Consider the following 21,375-nt stretch of genomic DNA (forward strand, 5'->3'; position numbering starts at 1 on the left):
CCCGCCTTAAACTCTTTCACGCCCCTCTGAGTGAACCACAGACGGAGTCAAAAAAATTCGACAGCCAGTTTGACTAACCGCCAACGGCGCCGCATTTGAGATGCCAGCTAATCTAGCCGTTAGCTTCGATGCGTAAACAAAAATATCCAATCGCTGCTACACAGTCTTTAGATCGTTTATGGCTAGCTTCCACTAGTGGCAAAAAATCCAAAAACATCAATGGCTTAGATATCACATTAAAGGTTATGAAAGAAAAATAGCCTGCTTCGGAGCTTTCACAAACACAAAATTTATACCGTTTCACCAAACGCATAAATTACGAAATTGTAATGATTCCCTCACCCTGCTGTTAGCTTCAAAATCCTAAACTATCAAACCACAAAGGCTGCTAGTTAAGCAGACCTAGTAAACATCGAGGGCACAATGAAATTCATAAAACTCCTCTCTATTGGTATCGTACTGACTGGATTTATGAGTTCCGCTTTTGCTGAAGACGGTTTCGAGCGAACCAAAAATTTCAAAGATAACTTCCGAGCCGAGCAAGCTCGTCTATGGGGTCCTGATGTATCGGAGAAAAGTAAGCAGAAAATTGCTCAAGAAAAACAGAAAGAACCTAAGGGCATTAGCAGCAAGTCGACAACTAAGAGACAGTAAAAAACAATTAACACGATCAAAGCCATCGACAAAAAGCCAGATTAATATCTGGCTTTTTAGCAACCTCTCCCTAATTGTACTTATTAAATAATTTTTCAGCATCAAAGATAAATCCTGAGATGGATTATTCACTTTAAACTGAAAAGCAGCTAGAAATTTAAATACTCTCTTCGCCGGGCTCTTACTTTCAACGGGAGCCAGTAGCACTATCTCCTAGAATATTTTCACCATCCTGTGCAGTGTCCTTCCAGCGGCATAGAAGCAGTTGGCTCGCGTTCGTTTCAGTGATTATTTTGCAACCAACGTCTACAGGTAGATCAGAATCGCTGTCGCGCAAACGCCTGGAAAGGTAGAACGATCTGTCGCGAGGCCACTTGTCAGGATCTTTGATGCTTTTGGACATTCCCCGGCTATAAAACTCCGACGAATACGAGCGGCGGCCAGGATAAATCAGGGGGCCCGATTGAGACGACTGCACATCCAGCCAGGCCTGCACTAAATCTCGCTGGTTCTGAGGACGATCCTCAAGCACACCGTTATAGATAATACCGGCGCCCGCGACTGGCAGCATCAGAGCGCTCGCTGCAGCAGCCCAAGCAGTCTTTCTGCCCACTTCGCTGATACATTCGGCAAGGAGTAGCGTCCATGCAGGCAGAGCAGGAAGAAGATAGGTCCAGAGAATGTTACCAGAGAAAGTAAAGAAAACAGGTGTCGCCAATGCCCAAAGCCAAAGGTATACATCGAAGCGCTGCATCGTCCCACGCCTGCTAATAACGAGGGGTAGAAAGAAAGTCCAAGGAAGCAACGCTAAGCCAAGCTGAATCCATATGGTGCCGTAGGGCTTGGCGTGAGCACTCCCGTAGAGATCCCCGGCCCAATCACTTACAACATATCGGCTCCAGTGCTCGCCGACAAAAAAATACTCAAGGAAACCCGGCGTCTTCATTTCGGCTGCAATGTACCAAGGCACTGATATACCTAACATGAGAGCAATCCCCGTTACCCAAGGAAGCCTCAATACCCGATTCCATTGCTTGTAGATGACGATCCAAAAAAATGCTGGCGCGCCCATCAGTACCAAGGTCAGTGGCCCTTTAGCAAGCAGGCCCAAGCCGAGAGCTAAGAACATAAGGTAGGCATCCCCTTTGCCTGCGCACTTCATCCAACGCCAGAAACCATAGCTGGCCAACAGGATCGAGAACGATAAAACGGGGTCAGTCAGCACAACACCACTGGACACCAAGCCCAGCGCCGTGCCGGAAAAGATGATGGCTGCCCAAATGCCCGCCTTGCGCGATACCTCCTGTGTCGCGAGCCTGATGATGATGAAGCAGCTTGCCAAGTGGAGAAACCAGGCTGGGAATCGAGCAGCAAACTCATTGGTGCCGAATACCGTCATGCTCGCCGCTTGGGTCCAGAAAGACAGCGGTGGCTTGCCCCAAAATGGAACTCCGTAATCGAACATCGGAGTCACCCAGTCACTCAGTTCAACCATCTTGCGTGCCATTTCAGCGTAGCGTGCTTCAGAGGTATCCATCAGGGGATATACGCCCAGCCCCAGGAGACGCAAAAGCAGAATCGAACTCAGGATGAACCACAATGTTCGCTCGCTTTTCAAATTCAGCATTTCTTACCCTCGAGTGAGGAAGCCGGAGGATGAATAGTCATGGGTCGCGCTTCATTATTACTATTTAGAAAATAAAGGGGGCGGCGTTTGACCTCCGCGAGCGTTACGCCTACGTACTCGCCCACCAGTGCAACACCCACGCACATGAATGAAGCAATTCCGACAAGCAGGTGATGGATGTCAAAGGAGCCTGCTACCAGTACTGCGAGCAGGTAGCAGATGCTGGAGACAAAGAAACTGAAGCTAATGAGACTGAATATACGAAGCGGCTTGCGGGAGAAGCTGAGAATACTTTCGATGGCTAGGTCCAGCAGGCTAGCGGCGTTCCACTTGGTATTGCCGGCATGACGGGAAGTGCGATTGTAGGGTAACTCAATGGTGCGAAAGCCTACCCAGCCGATCAAACCCTTAAGAATTCTGGAGCGTTCGTCCAGCGCTCTTAAGGCGGCCAATGGAGCAGGACCAATCAGACGGAAGTCACTGACATCCACCGGAAGATCAACTTTCTCCACCAGGCGCTGCATGATCCAGTAATAGCTACGTGCACTCGTGCGTTTTAGCCAGGAGTCGCCAGTTCGCAAGTCGCGTTGCATGTTCACAACGTCGTAACCCATCTGCCAATGATATACCATACTCGAGATGAGTTCAGGTGGATCCTGAAGGTCGACATCAATGAAGATCAATGCGCTACCGCGTGCATGGTCGATCCCTGCACTTAACGCAGCCTCTTTTCCGAAGTTCCGACTTAGGAACAGGCATCGTACATTTGATCCATCTTGATAGTGTCGAAGTAGGTCTGCAGTTTGATCGCTACTACCATCGTCGACATAGAGAATCTCGCACGAAACAGGCAGGCGCTTTACAACTCTGGTGATGCGCTTGTGAAATTCCGGAATGGTTTGCTCTTCTTGAAAGCAAGGAACCACTATTGTTAACAAGGGGTCAGCGCGTTCGGAAAGCCGATGTGATGTCCGCATGATTGAATGTCCAGAAACGATGCGCAGTGAATCCGAGCGCAGTTAGGGTTAAAGTCACTAAAATCTGAGAGACAAGCGGTGAGAGATTGAATTTAATCAGAACCCACATACCTACACCATTACCGATATTAGTTGCCAACGAGACAAGTACAAACCTGATAGGTTGAAGCTTATAAATTCCCGTCGCCACGAAACTGAGCCTTCTATTACCAATATAGCTAATAATAGCGCCTATCACGCCTCCGCCAACGCTGGCTAACACTGGATCAGTAACTCCATTTACAATAAGCAGGAGAAATACAAAATAGTGCCCCCCGGTTGCTACGAATCCAATGCCTAGATAACGAATAAGCAAAGCTATGATCGACATGCTTGTATTTTCCATCTACAAAGACTAAACAACCCGAAGTGAAAAAAAAGTGAACTGCATGTAATTTCAGAACTAAATGATGCAGCACCTCGACAATAGCTGTGCCACCCAACAAACACCAAAAAACCCTAATAATAAACTGAACAAATAACTCTAGCATGATCCAGAGATTACAATTCTGATAAGAGCATATACATGATGGCACTTTAGATCTTGGACAATTAAGCACTTTCTCAAAACATGAAAACCAGTAACGACACCAATAATTACACCAATTAAGTATCAACTTACCAACCAGTGATCCATTTTCTCACGAGCGCCCATCAGTTTAAACAAGAAGCAACCTGCTAAACGTACGTGTCGTCGAGCTAAGCCCATATATTCAGTGTTTATTTTTGGTTGGGTAGCAAGCTAGTACGACCCAGAACTTGCTGCCACACCATCGACTTTCGTTTTTCGTTCAAAGCCTGAGGACTCACCTAAAGCAATTATCCGGAGTTAAGTCTTTAAGTAAGCCTAAGCCCCGAGCCAATTATAAACTTTCCAATAAACACCCTTATCAAGCCGCACTTCGACTGAGTCAGTGCTCATGCTTTGCCTGGATGTCACAGAAATCAGTTTTTTTCAAAATTCGCTGCTTCTGAGTGCAAATTCGCCGGCCTAAATTTTTTAGCTGGACTTGACTTACTTTTGGGGAGGGGGGCAAGGACTGACAATCTTTGGTTAAAACATGTCAAGGACCATAGAAAAACGCCAGGCATCGCCTGGCGTTTTTCTATGGCCTCTAAAAATCCTATCGATGCATTCAATTTTTGTTGTTGACACATTGGGAAAACAAAGAATAACGAATCGTATTAAGCTCACCCCGCGAGTCTTCGTAGGTCATCAACCGTTGATACACCTCGCAAGTACGGGGATCCTGGGACTGACGCACAAATTTTGCAACATCAATCTTCATTCCATACTTGTAGTCCTGAATCTCTGGTATTGGCTTATTATTTTTCGCCGCATAGCTAGCCACGGCGTTCTGATGTTCCTGAATATATTGCAACTGCTTCTTTTCGGAAAACGTAGTAGCTTGTGAAACTATAGGCAAAACAGCTAGGGCTGCCGCAATGATAAGCTTTTTCATAAGGTCCTCTCAATATCAATCTTATTGGGAGTAACCTTATCAACTCACAGGCATCACCGGCATGACGGTAAACTTACAATTTTGAAAGGTGACAACAATATCCAGAATGAAAAGCCCACAACGTTGCTGTGGGCTTCTGTTATGGGCTATCAGCTACCCGCTTCATCACCATCATCATCTTTGCGGTGTGCCCATTGATACAGAGCAGGAAGCACCAACAGAGTAAGCACGGTAGACGAAAGAATCCCGCCAATCACCACTGTCGCCAGTGGCCGCTGAACTTCAGCACCGGTACCTGTTGCGAGAGCCATCGGGATAAATCCGAGGGATGCGACTAGGGCTGTCATCAGAACGGGCCTTAACCGTGTCAACGCGCCTTCATCTACCGCTTGCCGGAGGGTACGTCCTTCCTCCCGCAGCCCGCGGATAAAAGAAATCATAACCAGGCCGTTTAGAACTGCCACACCGGACAGCGCAATGAAGCCAACTCCCGCCGAGATAGACAGCGGGATATCCCGCAACCACAGTGCAACTACACCGCCGGTGAGTGCGAATGGAATTCCGGTGAAGACCAGCATGCCATCCTTCAAGTTGTTGAACATCAGGAACAGCAGTGTCATGACCAGAAGCAATGCGACTGGAACAACGATCTGCAGACGCTTGGCTGCTGATTGCAACTGCTCAAACTGGCCACCCCAGGTAGTCCAGTAGCCTGCTGGGATCTGCACAGTAGCCAGCGACTTAGTCGCTTCTTCAACGAACGAGCCTAGGTCACGGCCTCGAACGTTTGCACTAACTACTACCAGCCGTTTCCCATTTTCGCGGCTGATCTGGTTCGGGCCCAACTGCAAGTCAAGATTAGCGACTTGGGACAGAGGAATGAACCCTATCTGATTAGCATCCTGAGCAACATTAGCAGGCACAGGAATCAGCAAGCTGGACATACCCGCTACGTCAGTGCGCACGGTCTCAGGCAGTCGCACCACCATATCGAACCGACGATCGCCCTCATACAATGTACCTGCCTGGCGGCCACCCACAGCAATAGCAATTGAGTTTTGCACATCCGCGATGTTCAAACCGTAGCGTGCTGCTTTTTCGCGGTCGATGTTGATGGTTAACACAGGAAGGCCGGAAGTCTGCTCAACCTTGACCTCCGATGAGCCCGGTACCGCTTTAAGCGATGCCGCGATTTTGTTGGCGGTGCTGTTGAGCGCGTCCATGTCATCGCCAAAAACTTTCACCGCAACGTCACTACGCACGCCCGAAATCAGCTCGTTGAAACGCAACTGGATCGGCTGGGACAACTCATAGTTGCTTCCCGGGACACCTGCTGCGGCTTTCTGCACCTCAGCGATCAGCTCATCACGAGGCTTATTGGGATTTGGCCACTGATCCTGAGGCTTAAGCATTATGTAGGCGTCAGAGGCGTTAGGCGGCATTGGATCAGATGCGATTTCTGCAGTACCCGAGCGTGCGAACATCCGCTCTACTTCTGGGACCTGCGCTATTACCGCTTTCTCCAGGCGCTGTTGCATCTCGACGGACTGAGTAAGGCTCGTTCCGGGCACTCGCATAGCCTGCATCGCAAAGTCGCCCTCACTAAGGCTGGGAATGAACTCGCTACCCATACGACTTGCAAGTATACCGCTAAGTACGACCAGAGCTACTGCAGCCGAGAACGCAATGTTCCGGTGCCCAAGAACCCATTGCAGTATCGGCTCATAGCGCTGTCGGGCGGTGCGCATTACCACGCCCTCCTCTTCCTTGACCTTGCCAGTGATGAACATGGCGATAGCAGCAGGAACAAAGGTTACGGAAAGAATCATTGCCCCCAGCAGCGCCATTACGACAGTGAATGCCATGGGGTGGAACATTTTTCCTTCGACGCCGGTTAGGGCGAAGATCGGCAGATACACTACCATGATGATCAACTGGCCAAATATCAGTGGCCGGCGAGCTTCACCTGCAGCGGCAAAGACTTCATGGAAGCGTTCTGCTTTGGTGAGTATGCGACCATGCTTGTGTTGCGCATGAGCCAGTCGGCGGATCGCGTTTTCTACTATAACCACGGCACCATCTACAATAATGCCAAAGTCGAGTGCTCCCAAACTCATTAGGTTTGCACTAACCTTGTTGTTGAACATACCTGTGAAGGTAAATAGCATGGACAGCGGGATCACCATTGCGGTGATCAGTGCTGCGCGGATGTTGCCGAGGAACAGGAAGAGAATAGCAATTACCAGAATCGCGCCTTCCACCAAGTTCTTCTTCACCGTCGCAATGGCTTTTTCAACCAAGTTGGTACGGTCATAAACGGTCACAGCAACCACGCCCTTCGGCAGGGTGCGGTTGATGTCGGTCAATTTGGTGGCCACAGCTTGGGACACTGTACGACTATTTTCACCAATCAGCATAAATACGGTACCGAGTACTACTTCGCGACCATTCTCAGTAGCAGCCCCCGTTCGCAGTTCTTTACCGATGCTGACTTCAGCAACGTTGCTGATGCGAATCGGCGTGCCATCTACACTGGTAATTACGATGTTGGCAATATCTTCGATATTGCTTACCTGACCCGGCGCACGAATGAGCAACTGCTCACCATTACGCTCGATGTAACCGGCGCCCACGTTGGCGTTGTTGCTTTCCAATGCAACTACCAGGTCATTAAGTGTCAGCTTGTAGGTAGCCAACCGCTTCGGGTCCGGCGCAATCAGAAACTGCTTGGCGAAGCCACCGATGGTGTTGATCTCGGCAACACCAGGGACGTTGCGCAGCTGCGGCTTGATAATCCAATCCTGGATCACTCGCAGGTCGGTGGGAGTGTAAGGAGTACCATCTTCTTTGAGTGCGCCATCTTCCGCTTCAACGGTCCACAGGAAGATTTCACCAAGCCCGGTGGATACAGGCCCCATGACGGCCTCGACCCCATCTGGCAACTGTTCCTTTGCAACCTGCAAACGCTCGTTAATGAGTTGGCGGGCAAAAAAGATGTCAGTACCGTCTTTGAAGATCACGGTGACCTGTGACAAGCCGGAGCGAGATAGGGATCGGGTTTGCTGAAGGCCCGGAAGACCGGCCATGGCCGTTTCAACTGGAAACGTGATCCGCTGTTCGGTTTCCAACGGCGAGTAACCAGGGGCGCCAGTGTTAATCTGCACCTGGACGTTTGTGATATCAGGCACCGCATCAATGGGCAGTTTTTGGTAGCTGTAGATACCTATACCGGCCATGATTAGAACTGCGATCATTACTACGATGCGCTGCTCAATGGCGAATCTGATGATACGTTCAAACATAAGAAATCATCCTGTAAATTCGCATCAGTGGCCATGCTCGGCAGACGCTTTGCCAAGCTCAGACTTGAGCGTGAAGCTGCCACTGGTTGCCACTTGGGCACCCGATTGGAGGCCTTCGGTTATTTCCACATAGCCACCGGCACGGCGACCTAGAGTTACCCTGCGAGTGTCGAAGCCCTCAGTGGTCCTCACGAAAACTGCAGTTTTTTCCTCGACGGTCTGCACCGCTGACTCTGGAACAGCTACAGCAACTTGATCAGTTTGTGACGTGACTGCGATGCTCACGAACAGCCCCGGTCGCCAGGCCCCATTGGGATTGGTCAGAGTGACACGGACGGGCGCTGCACGATTCTGCTCGCCCAAAAGGCTGCCTACGTAACCCACCTTGCCCTCGACCTCAGCCTTCATGTCAGGAGAAGAAACCTTTACCGAGCGGCCAGTCACGACCTTTCCGAGATCGCCAGGAGGAACCGCGAAAGTTGCCCACACCTGATTAAGATCGGACAGGATGAAAGCATTGGTTGCCTCGCTGACCACCTCACCGACGGTCAGGTGCTTTTCCACTACAACTGCGTCGAAAGGCGCACGCAGTTCATAGCGGTTACCGCCTGCAGAATTGACCGAAGCGCCGATTGCTCCGACCTTTTGCTTAGCGTTGGCCAGTGATATTTCAGCTTCTTGCAAAGCTTGTCGCGCCTGAAGGTAATCTTGCTCGGCGGAGATTTTGTCCTGCCACAACTGCTTCTCGCGGTCAAAAGTCAAGCGTGCCAACTCAACACGTCGCTGTGCAGCTTGTTGCTCACTGCGCATATCCGAGATCTGTTGACTGGCAATCACCGCAAGGACTTGGCCCTTCTTGACCGACTCGCCCAGGTTCGCCTGAACGCTTTCAACAACTCCAGGAACGCGAGGTACCACATGTGCGGTGTGGTCCTCATCAAACCGTATTTCGCCAGGAAAAGTCACAATAGTGCTAATCTCACGGGGAGCAGCTGCTTCCAGAACGACGCCCGCAGCCTCAATCTGCTCGGCGCTAAGCGTCATCTTGCCCTCTTCCTCATTGGCATTTTCGCTGTGGCCTTCCTCACCGTGACCTTCATCCCCCCCGTCTTTAGCAGGTGCTACAGCAGTTCTCTCATGGCCATCTTCAGTGCCATGTTCGGCCTTACTGACTGGAGGCTGCTCGGAACTGGAGTTCCAGGCGAAACTGCCAAATCCGAGGACTGCCACAGCGATTACCGCGAGCGCGATCTTGCGTTTGTTATCCATTGCTACTCCTGCTGATCTTAGGTACCGGCTTATTCAAAGACGCATACAAGGAAAATGCCTGGCCTGTTCAGCGCGTATTGGCAGTCAAGCCGACGTCGCCATACACCCTTTCCACTTGAGCACGCGCATTGGTCGCAGCCGCCAAAGAGTCGAGGTACTGGCCACGAGCAACTATCAAGGTGCGCTGAGCATCCAGCACTTCGATGAAACCGAATTTGCCCATCTCAAATCCACGAGTTGCGGTATCCACGGCCTGTTGAGCTGAAGGCAGGATCGTCTTGTCATAGGACTCGACCTCCTGCATGGCGGTAGCCCACTGATTCACTGCGGTTTGAGTTTCGGAACGTAGCCTGAGCTCAACAGCGTTTCGCTGGTCTCGGGCCTGATCTGCGCGGCGAGAAGCGGAAAGAATGTTGCCCTGATTGCGATCAAACAGCGGTAAAGGCATCGACAGCCCCACGACATTGACCCTCTCGCGAATAGAGCGGTCGTATTGGCTACCAACACTCACGGTGAGATTCGGGATGCGCTGCGCCTTTTCCGCGCCTAGTGAGGCATCGCTCTTATCTATTTGAGCAAGCGCTTGACGCATATCTGCGGTTTGATCGAGCTTCGCCAGTAATTCTGTAGCTTGCGGCGGCTTGCCGGGAGATAGGTCTGGCGAGTCAAGACGATCAAATGCAGTGACCGAACTGCCTATTAACTGGGCCAATTGCTGGTAAGCCGTTGACTTCAAGGTTTCAGCGCGCCTTACCTGTAACTTGGCTTCAGCCAGTTGCACCTGAGCGCGCGTGGCTTCCACCGGCGAGGACTTACCGGCACGCACCCGTCCATCGACGATGCGCAGACCGCGTTCGGTGAGCTCCAATGATTGTTTTGCCAGATTCAAGCCGGTCTGAGCTCTCAAAGCAGCGTAGTAAGATTGAACAACATCTGCACGAAGGCTATTGACTCGACGGTCCAGCTCTAACTGCGCGACGCTTTGACCGTAGGTTGCAACCTCGACACGAGCACGTCGCTTGCCACCCAACTCTAACGGCTGACTAAGCGCGACAGTCGTCGTGCTGGTATTACGACGGGTGTCTTCTACTTGATAAGAAATTTCAGGATTGGGGATGAGTCCAGCCTGCTTGCGCACTCCTTCAGAGATTCCGATCTCTTGACGTGCTGCTGCAAGATCGGGGTTAGCGTCTATTGCCGTCGAAAGCGCTTCAGCCAGACTGAGACTCTGGGCAAATGCGGCAGGCACCCACAATCCAGACAAGACCATACAGAACACAAAGACTTTCAAAGGAAAGATGGGGGTTTTAGATAAAGCAATGTGATTATACCAGGGCACTTTGATAGTCCTCATGCACAAACTTTGATAAAGCTTGGCGAGAACGCCTAAACAGCTGCCAAGCTCCTCTGGATCAGGTGATGGCACTCTAATCAGCGATCACTATCAGAGGGGTGGCTATAAAATTACAATTTCGTTAGAAACCCTGGGGGGATAGTCGAAATAGAAAGCTTTCAGGCGAAACGCAGGGATTTAGTGAAAAAGATTCTGGAAGCCCTGCAACGGTGGAAATACCTGATAACAGAATTGTAATCACCCCGTCACCGACTCGTTATCTTTGATCTGCAAATATGACCCAGGCGCTATTCTAAGTGCTCCACCGGGCCAAAACAACAGACTATACCCGCGTAGGTAAATCATAATAAAAACTGCCGTAATCAAAGGAGCATCGCATGAGACACAAAGTAACTTTGTATTTGGCTGCGGTTTCAGCTTTTTCTGGAAGCTATGCCCTCACGGCACAAGCGGAAGGTAAACCAGAAGGTTTTATTGAAGGTAGCAGCCTTACTGTTCTAAACCGCAACTTCTATTTCAATCGTGATAATCGTGATGCATCTGCGCCGACTTTCAACAGCGGCAAAGGCAATACCAACGGTTATTCCGAAGCTTGGGCACATGCGATAATCACTAAATTCAACTCTGGTTTTACGCAGGGCACTGTGGGCTTTGGTATAGATGCGTTTGCAATGATTGGCATCAAGCTTGATACTGGTGGCGGGCGCAACGGTGGCCGTAGCAGCTTTGACGTGCTGCCTGTTAACGGTGACGGCGAAGCACGTGATGAATACACTAAGGTGGGTGGAGCAGCGAAGTTTCGGCTGTTTGATACTGTCGTAAAGGTTGGAGATGTTTTCCCCGCAACACCCGTCGTGGCATCGGGAGATTCTCGCTTACTCCCTGAAAGTTTCCGCGGCGTGACGGTCGAAAATAGTAGCATTCAAGGCCTAACCTTGCAGGGTGGTCGACTGCATGCGATGAGCCAGCCTGGTTCCAGCAACTTGAACGATAACTTTGCCACATTTTATGCCGGCCCGGTCAACTCGCCTTGGATTGGGTACGGCGGCGGTGATTACCAAGTCAACGACAACATCACGGTGAGCCTTTACGCCAGCCAATTGAAGGATGTTTGGAATCAATACTATGCCGGTAGCAGCCTCACTTACCCACTCAGCGATGATTTGACGCTTATCGGCGGATTCAACTACTACAAAGCTGTAGATGAAGGCAAGAAGCGCCTGGGCGAATTCGACAACAATATATGGAGCGCCAAGCTCGGCGTCCGGTACGGTGCGCATACTCTTGCACTGTCTCATCAGCGAAACAATGGCGATGACGACTTCGACTACCTTCGTCAATCAGACTCAATCTTCGTTGACAACTCAATACAGTACAGCGACTTCAACTCACCGAAGGAACGCTCTTGGATGCTGCGCTACGACTTGAACATGACCAGCTACGGTATTCCGGGGCTATCGTTCATGACTCGTTATGCCAGAGGTTCTGGTGCAGACTATTCGAACGCCAATCAATTCTATATGCGCACTGATGGTAACGGCGATCCGCTCACGAATCAAAAACGTTGGGAGCGTGATATTGAAGTCAAATACGTCGTACAAACAGGTGCGGCGAAAGATCTTTCCTTGCGATTACGTCAAGCAAATACTCGTGCCACTGCATTCGAATCGGACTTGGATGAAGTACGCCTGATCGTTGAATATCCACTTTCGATACTGTGAGCCCTAAACAAGATCGATTTATTCATGTGACTCGCCTAAAACAAAAATAGCGAGCTTAAAGAATTCACCTTGAGTTGCTTAAATGCTCCTTTGGTAAAAGGTGAATATTTTGCGCCCCCCTGGGGCGCTTTTTTTTACCTAAAATTCGAGTAAATCTTCGAGTACGCGCACCGCGTCCCGATGGAGTTCATGACTGCACCAGTGACCGCCTTCTTCAGCATGAGAAAAATCGCCCTCATCTGCACGGAATAAAATGGCCATAATAAAAAAAACAACCCAACATTTCATAAGGTCAATTCAGCAGTAGAGAAATAACCCGCAACTGGTTGGTCCGAGCCACGATATAATATATCGCGATGTTATCAAGTGTATTGCTCACTGATTACAAGTACGTTATTTAGCCCCCACCCAAGTGGTTTTGAATTATCATTCCTGCCAATGATGACAGCGCATTCGCGTAGTTAAAACAGCTCAGTCATATCGAGACAAAATCCAATGCGAATTCTGGTAATTGAGGACGAAGTAAAAACTGCCGAATATGTGCGCCAAGGCCTTACGGAGAGCGGTTATATCGTGGATTGCGTACATACCGGATACGACGGGCTTTTTCTGGCCAAACAACATATGTACGAGTTAATCATCCTAGATATCAACCTGCCGGAGATGGATGGGTGGCAGGTACTTGAATTGTTGCGAAGAAACAATTGTCTTTGTAGAATTATGATGCTTACTGCTCGAAGTCGCTTGGTTGATAAAATCAGAGGACTAGAGAATGGTGCAGATGATTACCTAATTAAGCCTTTTGAATTCCCGGAACTGCTTGCTCGAGTTCGCGCACTGATGCGCAGGTCTGATAATCCAGCATCTGTTGAGATCATTCGCGTAGCCGATCTGGAGCTGGATCAAAGCCGTCATAGGGCGTTTAGAGACGGTCAGCGTATCGACTTAACAACGAAGGAATTCGCACTTCTGCACTATTTAATGAGAAATACGGGAATTGTCCTGAGTCGTACACAGATCATATCTCAGGTATGGGACATGAATTTCGACTGCGATACAAATGTTGTAGAAGTTTCAATTAGAAGATTAAGAGCCAAGATGGATGATCCTTTTGAAAACAAACTGATACATACACTCAGAGGCGTAGGATATGTTCTAGAAAAACGCTAGCGTGCTGTTCTTGAAGCAATCACATACGCTCCTGTGATTTCGCCGACTCACGGGCACTTCAGGTTTCATCCAAGTTTGTCTTTCACTTGGCGCTTCTGGCCTACCGCGTCGGATATACATTTCGGCGCGCAAAAAACTTGCTAATCGAAGCTTTCAACTCGCCTACCGGTCCAAAACCGTGGTGCGAAAAAACACCATACCCCCCCGAAACAGCGCTCGATAATGCTTATCCACAAGCTGGATTTCAGTGTCCAATGTATGTGGAAGCGTTCAGACCCGCTTTCACTTTAGGTATTTGTGAGTAACGTAGTTGCCGATGATAAAGTGTAGTTCAAGGAACGTGGATTTTTATCAGTTGATACTCTCATAATCTGGTGAGACGAACTACGTGACGGTGCCACGGCGCACATATCCATGTAGTTGCGTGTGGATATGATAAATCTACCGGGGCATGAAGCCTAAGCATGCCATGGAGTGGACAATACGGTCGTGACTTAAAGGTCGCATACTCTATGATCTCTGAAGGCGAGCAAGTGAATCACTCCGGCTCTCTAGATACCTTGCAAGCTCATTGCATAACGCTTTTAAACTCTACAGTGAAAGCTACATATTGAAACGATTACGGCGTTTTGCGTTGATGGTTGACGATATTCGACACCTCCCCTTGCCGTCGGGTTAAGCCGTCACACTTGCTCAATCGTCAGAACTTTTGCATTAGCTTGAGTATCGCCATAAGCGTCCGGGCATCACGCCTTGCGTGATTAAAAAGATTGCGGCAGCAACTGATCGATTTCACTCGCCCGCTGCGTCGGCAGCCGCGTGAGAGCATCCTTCAGATATGCATACGGATCATGACCATTCAGGCGCGCAGACTGGATCAGACTCATGATCGCTGCCGCACGTTTTCCGCTGCGTAAGGCCCCTGCAAAGAGCCAGTTCTTGCGCCCAAGGCCCTATGATCGGATCTGGTTCTCTGCCCAGTTATTGTCTATGGGTACAGCCCCGTCATCGAGGTAGCGCGACAGCGCTGCCCAGCGTTCGAGACTGTAATCGAGTGCTCTGCTGATGGCTGAGACTTCAGGCACGAGGTCACGCTAGGCAATCAACCTGGCGTGCAGCATATTCATCACCCGTACAGCTTTTTCTTGCCGTATTCGGAGTCGTAAATCCGGCCCCAGATCGCGACTTCGCTTTCAATTTCGTACAACAACTGGATATAACGCAGAGCTTGCTCCGCAAGCGTGCTTTTATTCTTAGCGTGCAGCTCAAAGAAATTACGTTGCGCATGAGCCATTCACCCGATCTCGGTCACGTCTAGTTCGAAGCTGGCTTTGTAACCGACACAATCATCGCAGACCAGCTTGTCCTTCCAGTCATTCAGGAAGTTGCGAGCGTGTTCTCCGGCGCGGCTAGGGCTGAAGTCGTGAACCACCGCTGCCGCGTCCGAGAACTGGCTGGTGGCATAGGACCAAATATAAGAACTGTGGGTTTTCTTAGTTCCCGGCATGAGCATTTGCACAGGTGTCTCATCGGCTTGAATAATCTGCTGCCCGAGAACCACGTCGCGCAGCGCATCAACCAGCGGCTGGAACTGAACCCCAGTCACGGCCATCTGGCCACCGTCGGTGAGGCTATGCACGCTAACTCCTCCTCTCTTTCTCTTCGTTAAGTAGCATCAGCCATGAATTCATTCAAAAAGACCGTTCAAGTCATTGCACTCGTTGCAACGCTAAATGCAGCCTCATTGTTACAGGCAGCGTAATCAATTGCCGTCTACAAAGCCCCTAACTGTGACTGCTGGACCAGGTGGATCGCTTATCTGAAGGAGTGGTCGACTATATGGAAAACAACATTAGCGATATGAACGAGAAGCTCGGCGTACCCGTAAATCTGGCGTCGTGCCACACGGGAGTTGTAAGTGGGAAATTCGTCGAAGGCCATGTTCCGGTCACACAAATTGCTGAACTAAGTCGACGAGCCAATCTGGACGGAATAGCTGCCTTCGGTATGCCCGTGGGATCGCTCGGAATGGAGTCAGGTGACCGACGCAGCGCCTACCCGGTAATTGGGATGAGCAAGTCAAGGGGAGAGACGGTTTTACAGGATTTTCGGGCCCGCTAGTGGCTGAGGAACCGCTCTACTAAACTGGTTGAATACCGGATACCGGGTTTCGAAAAAGCTACAGCCGGCTGATCAAATCTTCCGGCTGGAGTCTGATTAGCGGATCGCTGTATCCAAGCAAATATTAGTCGAAAATTTCCCGTAAAAACGATTTCTTATGATAAACCTGCTCTTCCTGATGCCTCGACTGATTCTGATGGCCGTTCTGATATCCGTCCCGCCAACCACCACCGTGACCAGGCTGCGGCGCGGAGTGGCCGTGCTTAGTGCCGCGTTTGTTGTCATGGTGGCCAGAAGACGGCTGGGCATACACAGGTTCAGACGGAGGTGTACCTTGCAGCGACTGAGATACGCTCTGTGGAAGAAAACGAGCTTCTTGTTCTTCCTGCTGGCTACGCTCGATGATCTTGTCGAGTTCTCCCCGGTCAAGCCAAACACCTCGACATTGCGGGCAATAGTCGATTTCAACGTTTTGACGTTCCGACATTACCAACAGTACTTCTTTGCAAACTGGGCAGTGCATGGTTCTCTCCTCCAGCGAATGAGCTATATAAAACGCAGCAGCCATTTCACCGACGCAGCAGCCGCAAGCCATTGAATACGACGAGCAAGCTCGCCCCCATGTCGGCGAAAACGGCCATCCACAATGTCGCGAAACCAGAGAGAGCCAACGCCAAGAAGACAACTTTTATGCCCAGAGCCAAAATGATGTTTTGCTTTAGAACCGAGGCGGATCGGCGACTCAGGCTGATAAAGTACGCGATTTTTCGAGGGTCGTCGTCCATGATCGCAACGTCAGCTGTTTCGAGAGCTGTCGCTGTCCCTGCGGCTCCCATTGCGAAACCTATATCGGATTGCGCTAAGGCGGGGGCGTCATTAACGCCGTCACCAACCATCCCAACGGCGCCATATCTGCGTTTGAGTTCAGCGACTGCAGTCTGCTTGTCCTCTGGCATCAGATTTCCACGGGCATCCTCGATGCCCAATTGCTCAGCGATCGACCTCGCCGTCGCAGGATTATCCCCAGTCAGCATTACTGGAACCACGTTCAAAGCCTTCAAAGCAGCCACAGCTTCAACACTCTCCGGTCGGACTGTGTCTGCGACCGCGAATATCGCGGCGGGGCCGCTATTGCCGCATAGCACGATCACCGTTTTGCCAGTTTCCTCAAGCCGTGAAAGTCTGGCCTCCAGCTCCGAAGAACACACGCCCAACTCCTCAACCAAACGATGGTTGCCTAGATGCCAAAGATGACCGTCGATCGTGCCTTTCACGCCTCGGCCATTTAGCACACTGAAGTCACTGACAGGCAGAGCCACAGCGCCAGGCTGCTGCGATTTCCACCCATTGACCAATGCTTTCGCTACTGGGTGGGTACTTTGCTCATCAAGACTCGCAGCAATCAAAGTTGCCTTCTCGATAGACAAGTCACTGAATATATCTGAGTCAGTCAGAACTGGCTTGCCCTGAGTCAACGTGCCTGTTTTATCCAGAGCAACCACCTTCAGCAGGCGCCCGCTTTCCAGGTAGGCACCACCCTTGATCAAGATTCCATGCCGTGCGGCTGCGGCAAGACCACTCACAACAGTGACAGGCGTTGAGACGACCAAGGCACAAGGACACGCGATGACCAACAACACCAGGGCCTCATACAACCATTCACCCCACGTACCACCAAGCAGCACTGGGCCTAAAACGGCAACAAGAAATGCCACCGCCACTACGGCTGGGGTGTAATACCGTGCGAACTGGTCAACGAACCTCTGCGTCGGCGCCCGCTGAGACTGCGCATCCTGAATCGCGGCAGCAATACGAGCGAGCGTACTTTCGCCAGCGACTGCCGTGACAGTCGCCTCCACGACGCCGTCTGTCACGATACTGCCAGCATATAGCGGATCCCCCTCTGCCTTATCTACTGGCAAGCTTTCACCAGTGATAGGGGCTTGGTCGAGAGCAGCACGACCAGATTCCACCCTCGCATCCAGCGGTACCCGCGACCCTGTGCGAACACGAATACGGCTGCCGAGAACGACATTCTCAACCGGGTGTTCTTTCCAGCCAGCTTCGGTCATGACTTCCGCAGTCTCAGGAGCTAATGCAGTCAGCGATTTAATCGCGTTACGCGCTCGCTCAAGTGAGAGTGCTTCGATGGCTTCGGCAATAGCGAAAAGGAAAACCACCATCGCGGCTTCCGGCCACTTGCCAATCACCATGGCACCCAAGACAGCCAAAGACATCAAGAAGTAGATGTTCAATGTGAAGTTCTTTACAGCGATCCACCCCTTCTTCAGAGTTGGTAGACCAGCAGTAAGAATGGACAGCGCAGCCAAGGACATTACAGGCAAAGAACCCTCCTGTCCGGTCGTCCAAGCGATCACTTCAGCGGCGATGGCAGCTAGACCGCTGACCGCCAGCAGCCCTTTCAAGCGCGTCGTCAGAGCAGGTGAAATGGCATTCGGGGTTGCGCCGGCCTCGATGAGATTGGGCCCCATATCCAGCGCGGTCAAAGCGATGACTATCGCCTTCGGATCATCCAAGCGATGATGCACTGTCAGCTCACGATCCAACAGATTGAAATCAAGTCGTGCGATGCCAGGCATCGGCTCTAAGCGATTACGAATTAGCCGCTCTTCGGTAGGGCAATCCATCTTATCAATGCGATACCGAACCAGGGTCGTGCCTTCTGGCTCAGCCATGGCCGAATGTGAAGTCACCGCCCCTGCGGAATCCACTTTGCTCAAACAGCAATGGTCGGCATCGGAATGGGCTTGAGCTGAAGTGCCATGATCGTGTGCGCTATGGTCTTGATTATGGTCGGTGGACTTGGCTCCACAAGGCTGAGAATCCTTCGAACCGCACGCATGCGATCCCGTTCTGCCCAAGCTCTCGGCGTGATCAGGCCCATGCTCAACATGATGTGCACGAGAATGAACCTGTTTGGCGAAGGTCTCGCGGGGGTCAGCAGAACAGCAATCGTCCGACTTCGGCACGAGGTGCAATTTGGCTTTCGACGGGTTTTCCTGGCTCATGACGCATCTACCAATAAGGATATGGCGTCATTGAACAGCCTGTAGTAGCTACAGTGTCAAGCAATGAGTTTGAAATTTCGACTGGGCCGAGGGCGCCGCTCGAGTCTACGTCCCTCAGTGCGAGCGCCTGATAGCTGCATGCTGCGATGCATCAGCCAGGTTGGTCAGCACCTCAAATGCCCACTCAGCTTTCACCCTGGGAGTCATGCATATCGAGCAAGTCGTCAATCGCGTTGTGAAGCCTACGAGTAAACGTTTGGAGAAATCCGCCATGATGGTTTTCGACGCCATTGGCATGTGTCGGCTGTAGACCTCTCTAAGCGCTCATTACCATCGGTAGCCGACAGGGTTAAGGGTAGAAATATCCAGAAAGCTCCTCGACACAGTCGCACCAGCATGTCCTCCTCAACAACCCTACTACAAGCTTTTCGGCATTAATTAGGAGATGCCCACTGGAAATCCGGTGACACCTGCTAACCGAGAATAAAACCCCGCCATGTCTGGCGGGGTCTCATCAATCACCCTTCTTGTGCTTATGCACGTCCAGGTCGGGATGCTTAGGCTTGTTCTCGGGGGTTACACGGCGACGCTGGTCTGTCTTGCCGGTTGATTCGGCAATTGGCTTGGGCCCAGGTTTGATGGCCATAGAACTTGCTCCTTCAGTTGATAGGTATATGCCCTGGCAAACGTCTGCCGTGTAAGCGTTCGCTCAGTACGGTCACGAGATTGAGGGCCCCAAACACTATAGCTTGATATTTTTATGCCAGCAGTGGCGCACCACTTTAGTAAGCGTCTGCCGAACACATCTTGCACCAGCCCGTTTGGTGTAGACGGACGCTCGAAAGACCCTGTCGAGACTATCGCGCTATTCGGTTTCAATGGCAGCTTGCTCCCCTATGCTCTTGACTCGTCTAGGAGCAGCAACCAGAGCGAGCCCCAGCAGCGGGTTCGAACAGTGACTCAATAATCGTACAGTCTGGAGTGTTCGAGCCTAGGCATCTTGACTCACACGTGCCTGCCATTGAGAGCAGCTCTATCCGGATCTGCAGGAGCTTAGCTACCTTAGATTCCACTTCTGCCAAGTGCTTCTTGACCACCGACAACGCATCAGCACACGGACGATCAGCATCTGCCGCGAGCGCAATGAGTTCGCGGATATCGTCGAGTGGAAAGCCCAGTTCACGATTCTGCCTGATGAAGATGAGTCGTGACCGATGCTTTTCGGTATAGATTCGATGCCGCCCTGTCGACCGTAGGGCCGGAGGGAGAAGGCCTATTTTCTCGTAGTAGCGAATCGTTTCAATGTGGCAACCCGTTGATTTCGACAGCGCTCCGATTCCTGACATCCAAACTCCCCAAGCATTTTCTTGAACCTGTAGTAGCTACAGATATTAACCTGCTCAATCGAAAAATGATTTCACGCGTTTTAAGGGCATTCCGTGGACAGAGAACAGCTAGAGAAGAACCAGATTCCCGTTTACTTCGTCGCGGTCATTGTCGCGGCTATCGGGGGCCTGCTCGCACCTGATGCCTCTCAAGCGTTAGGTGCGTTGGTGACACCAGCCATCGCTGTGCTGATGTACGCCATGTTTCTGCAGATCCCATTCTTGGATCTTCGCAAAGGGCTTGCAAACAAGCGTTTCATGACCGCGCTGCTGACCGCCAATTTCGTCGCCATCCCCCTGTTGGTTTGGGCGTTGACGATGGGCCTAGCCGACCACCCGGCGATTTTGGTGGGCGCACTATTGGTCTTGCTGACGCCTTGTATCGATTATGTTGTTGTGTTTACCCATATCGGTAAGGGCGACTCCAAACTGACTCTGGCGGCAACACCATTACTACTCGTGCTTCAGCTTGTGCTACTACCCCTCTATCTAGCCTTCATGGTGAGTGATGACTCGGCGGTGGTTATATCGGTCGGCCCATTTGTTGAGGCCTTCGTAGTGCTGATCGCTTTACCCTTGGTCTTGGCAGTAGCAACAGCTGCCGGGGCAAAGGGGTCACGCATCGTTGAGGGCTGGAACAATGTATGGGCTTGGATGCCTGTGCCAGCTATGGCGGCTGTATTGGTCGTAGTGATCGGCTCTCAGATTTCAACGGTGGTCAGAGACATGGACAAGCTGCTGCCTGTTATTCCCGTCTACATTGGTTTCATGCTCTTGGCACCCGTGGTGGGTGCGCTGGTGGCTCGGGCGTTTAAGTTACCGGCTAGCACGGCAAGATCTGTCGCTTTCAGCAGTTCGACACGAAACTCATTGGTAGTTCTACCATTGGCATTGGCCTTGCCCGAGGAAATCAGAGGGCTCGCTGCGGCAGCAGTGATTACTCAAACGCTGATTGAGTTGGTCAGCGAACTAATTTACATCCGAGCAATTCCTGCTTTGGTGTGGCGCAAAATGTAGATGCCAGGGAAGACATAAGCACAAAACACCCTGCGCGATTAAACAGGTGCCCACCTGTGCGGCAGCAGCTTGTTAATCTCACTCGCGCGCCGCGTCGGCAGGCGCGTGAGAACATCCTTTAGATAGGCGTACGGATCATGGCCATTCAGCCGCGCTGACTGGATCAAGCTCATGATCGCCGCAGCCCGTTTTCCGCTGCGTAGCGACCCGGCGAAGAGCCAGTTCTTGCGCCCAAGAGCCCATGGCC

At 51.1% G+C, this 21,375-nt stretch carries 17 protein-coding genes and 1 pseudogene; 5 read left to right on the top strand and 13 right to left on the bottom strand.

Annotated features, from left to right (window positions below):
• Positions 1-423 precede the first annotated feature (423 nt).
• A complete protein-coding gene (locus A7K61_RS25065) occupies positions 424-654 on the top strand; it encodes a hypothetical protein (protein WP_019818108.1) in 231 nt (76 codons plus the stop codon).
• A gap of 187 nt (positions 655-841) precedes the next feature.
• Here A7K61_RS25065 and A7K61_RS25070 read toward each other — a convergent pair whose 3' ends face one another.
• From A7K61_RS25070 to A7K61_RS25100, 7 genes are all read right to left on the bottom strand, one after another.
• Complete coding sequence (locus A7K61_RS25070) at positions 842-2,281, bottom strand: glycosyltransferase family 39 protein (RefSeq protein WP_019818109.1); 1,440 nt, start codon at positions 2,279-2,281, stop codon at positions 842-844.
• Complete coding sequence (locus tag A7K61_RS25075) at positions 2,275-3,258, bottom strand: glycosyltransferase family 2 protein (protein ID WP_024073373.1); 984 nt, start codon at positions 3,256-3,258, stop codon at positions 2,275-2,277. Before A7K61_RS25075 ends, A7K61_RS25070 begins: the two co-directional genes overlap by 7 nt.
• Positions 3,224-3,643 (bottom strand): GtrA family protein, encoded by a 420-nt coding sequence (locus A7K61_RS25080; protein WP_024073372.1) that lies wholly within the window; start codon positions 3,641-3,643, stop codon positions 3,224-3,226. Before A7K61_RS25080 ends, A7K61_RS25075 begins: the two co-directional genes overlap by 35 nt.
• Before the next feature lie 790 nt (positions 3,644-4,433).
• Entirely contained in the window at positions 4,434-4,760 is a 327-nt protein-coding gene (locus A7K61_RS25085; protein ID WP_019818112.1) for a DUF2790 domain-containing protein, read from the bottom strand.
• A gap of 149 nt (positions 4,761-4,909) precedes the next feature.
• A complete protein-coding gene (locus tag A7K61_RS25090; RefSeq protein WP_024073371.1) occupies positions 4,910-8,062 on the bottom strand; it encodes a CusA/CzcA family heavy metal efflux RND transporter in 3,153 nt (1,050 codons plus the stop codon).
• Positions 8,063-8,086: 24 nt separating this feature from the next.
• Complete coding sequence (locus A7K61_RS25095; RefSeq protein WP_024073370.1) at positions 8,087-9,331, bottom strand: efflux RND transporter periplasmic adaptor subunit; 1,245 nt, start codon at positions 9,329-9,331, stop codon at positions 8,087-8,089.
• A gap of 67 nt (positions 9,332-9,398) precedes the next feature.
• Positions 9,399-10,670, bottom strand: a complete 1,272-nt coding sequence (locus A7K61_RS25100) for a TolC family protein (RefSeq protein ID WP_131672237.1) — start codon at positions 10,668-10,670, stop codon at positions 9,399-9,401.
• Between the two features lie 392 nt (positions 10,671-11,062).
• Here A7K61_RS25100 and A7K61_RS25105 point away from each other — a divergent pair, with 392 nt between their 5' ends.
• Together A7K61_RS25105 and A7K61_RS25110 are read left to right on the top strand one after the other, a co-directional pair.
• Positions 11,063-12,406 (top strand): OprD family porin, encoded by a 1,344-nt coding sequence (locus A7K61_RS25105; RefSeq protein ID WP_024073368.1) that lies wholly within the window; start codon positions 11,063-11,065, stop codon positions 12,404-12,406.
• Between the two features lie 495 nt (positions 12,407-12,901).
• Positions 12,902-13,576: a heavy metal response regulator transcription factor gene (locus tag A7K61_RS25110; RefSeq protein WP_019818115.1), complete on the top strand. Its 675-nt coding sequence runs from the start codon at positions 12,902-12,904 to the stop codon at positions 13,574-13,576.
• 761 nt (positions 13,577-14,337) lie between these two features.
• Here the strand turns inward: A7K61_RS25110 and A7K61_RS31740 are convergent.
• Positions 14,338-15,182: pseudogene (locus A7K61_RS31740) on the bottom strand (IS66 family transposase); the annotation flags it as partial.
• A gap of 233 nt (positions 15,183-15,415) precedes the next feature.
• On the opposite strand from A7K61_RS31740, the gene A7K61_RS33915 reads away from it, so the two are divergent.
• Positions 15,416-15,697: a DUF411 domain-containing protein gene (locus A7K61_RS33915; RefSeq protein WP_181125140.1), complete on the top strand. Its 282-nt coding sequence runs from the start codon at positions 15,416-15,418 to the stop codon at positions 15,695-15,697.
• A gap of 124 nt (positions 15,698-15,821) precedes the next feature.
• Here A7K61_RS33915 and A7K61_RS31745 read toward each other — a convergent pair whose 3' ends face one another.
• The 4 genes from A7K61_RS31745 to A7K61_RS31750 all read right to left on the bottom strand — a co-directional run bounded on the left by A7K61_RS31745 (position 15,822) and on the right by A7K61_RS31750 (position 20,072).
• On the bottom strand, positions 15,822-16,220 hold the full coding sequence (locus tag A7K61_RS31745) for a zf-TFIIB domain-containing protein (protein WP_073844972.1): 399 nt from the start codon (positions 16,218-16,220) through the stop codon (positions 15,822-15,824).
• Positions 16,221-16,266: 46 nt separating this feature from the next.
• Entirely contained in the window at positions 16,267-18,726 is a 2,460-nt protein-coding gene (locus A7K61_RS25130) for a heavy metal translocating P-type ATPase (RefSeq protein ID WP_024073364.1), read from the bottom strand.
• Positions 18,727-19,240: 514 nt separating this feature from the next.
• The gene (locus A7K61_RS33920; RefSeq protein WP_024073362.1) at positions 19,241-19,372 is read right to left on the bottom strand and encodes a hypothetical protein; all 132 of its coding nucleotides are present in this window, start codon (positions 19,370-19,372) and stop codon (positions 19,241-19,243) included.
• 265 nt (positions 19,373-19,637) lie between these two features.
• A complete protein-coding gene (locus A7K61_RS31750) occupies positions 19,638-20,072 on the bottom strand; it encodes a helix-turn-helix domain-containing protein (protein ID WP_024073361.1) in 435 nt (144 codons plus the stop codon).
• Between the two features lie 93 nt (positions 20,073-20,165).
• On the opposite strand from A7K61_RS31750, the gene A7K61_RS25140 reads away from it, so the two are divergent.
• The gene (locus tag A7K61_RS25140) at positions 20,166-21,128 is read left to right on the top strand and encodes an arsenic resistance protein (protein ID WP_024073360.1); all 963 of its coding nucleotides are present in this window, start codon (positions 20,166-20,168) and stop codon (positions 21,126-21,128) included.
• A 38-nt stretch (positions 21,129-21,166) separates the two neighbouring features.
• Here the strand turns inward: A7K61_RS25140 and A7K61_RS31755 are convergent.
• The coding region (locus A7K61_RS31755; RefSeq protein WP_139129549.1) for a transposase domain-containing protein at positions 21,167-21,375 on the bottom strand (209 nt) is incomplete at its 5' end.

Source organism: Pseudomonas sp. AP42, assembly GCF_001728935.1.
Classification (GTDB): Bacteria; Pseudomonadota; Gammaproteobacteria; order Pseudomonadales; family Pseudomonadaceae; genus Aquipseudomonas; species Aquipseudomonas lactis.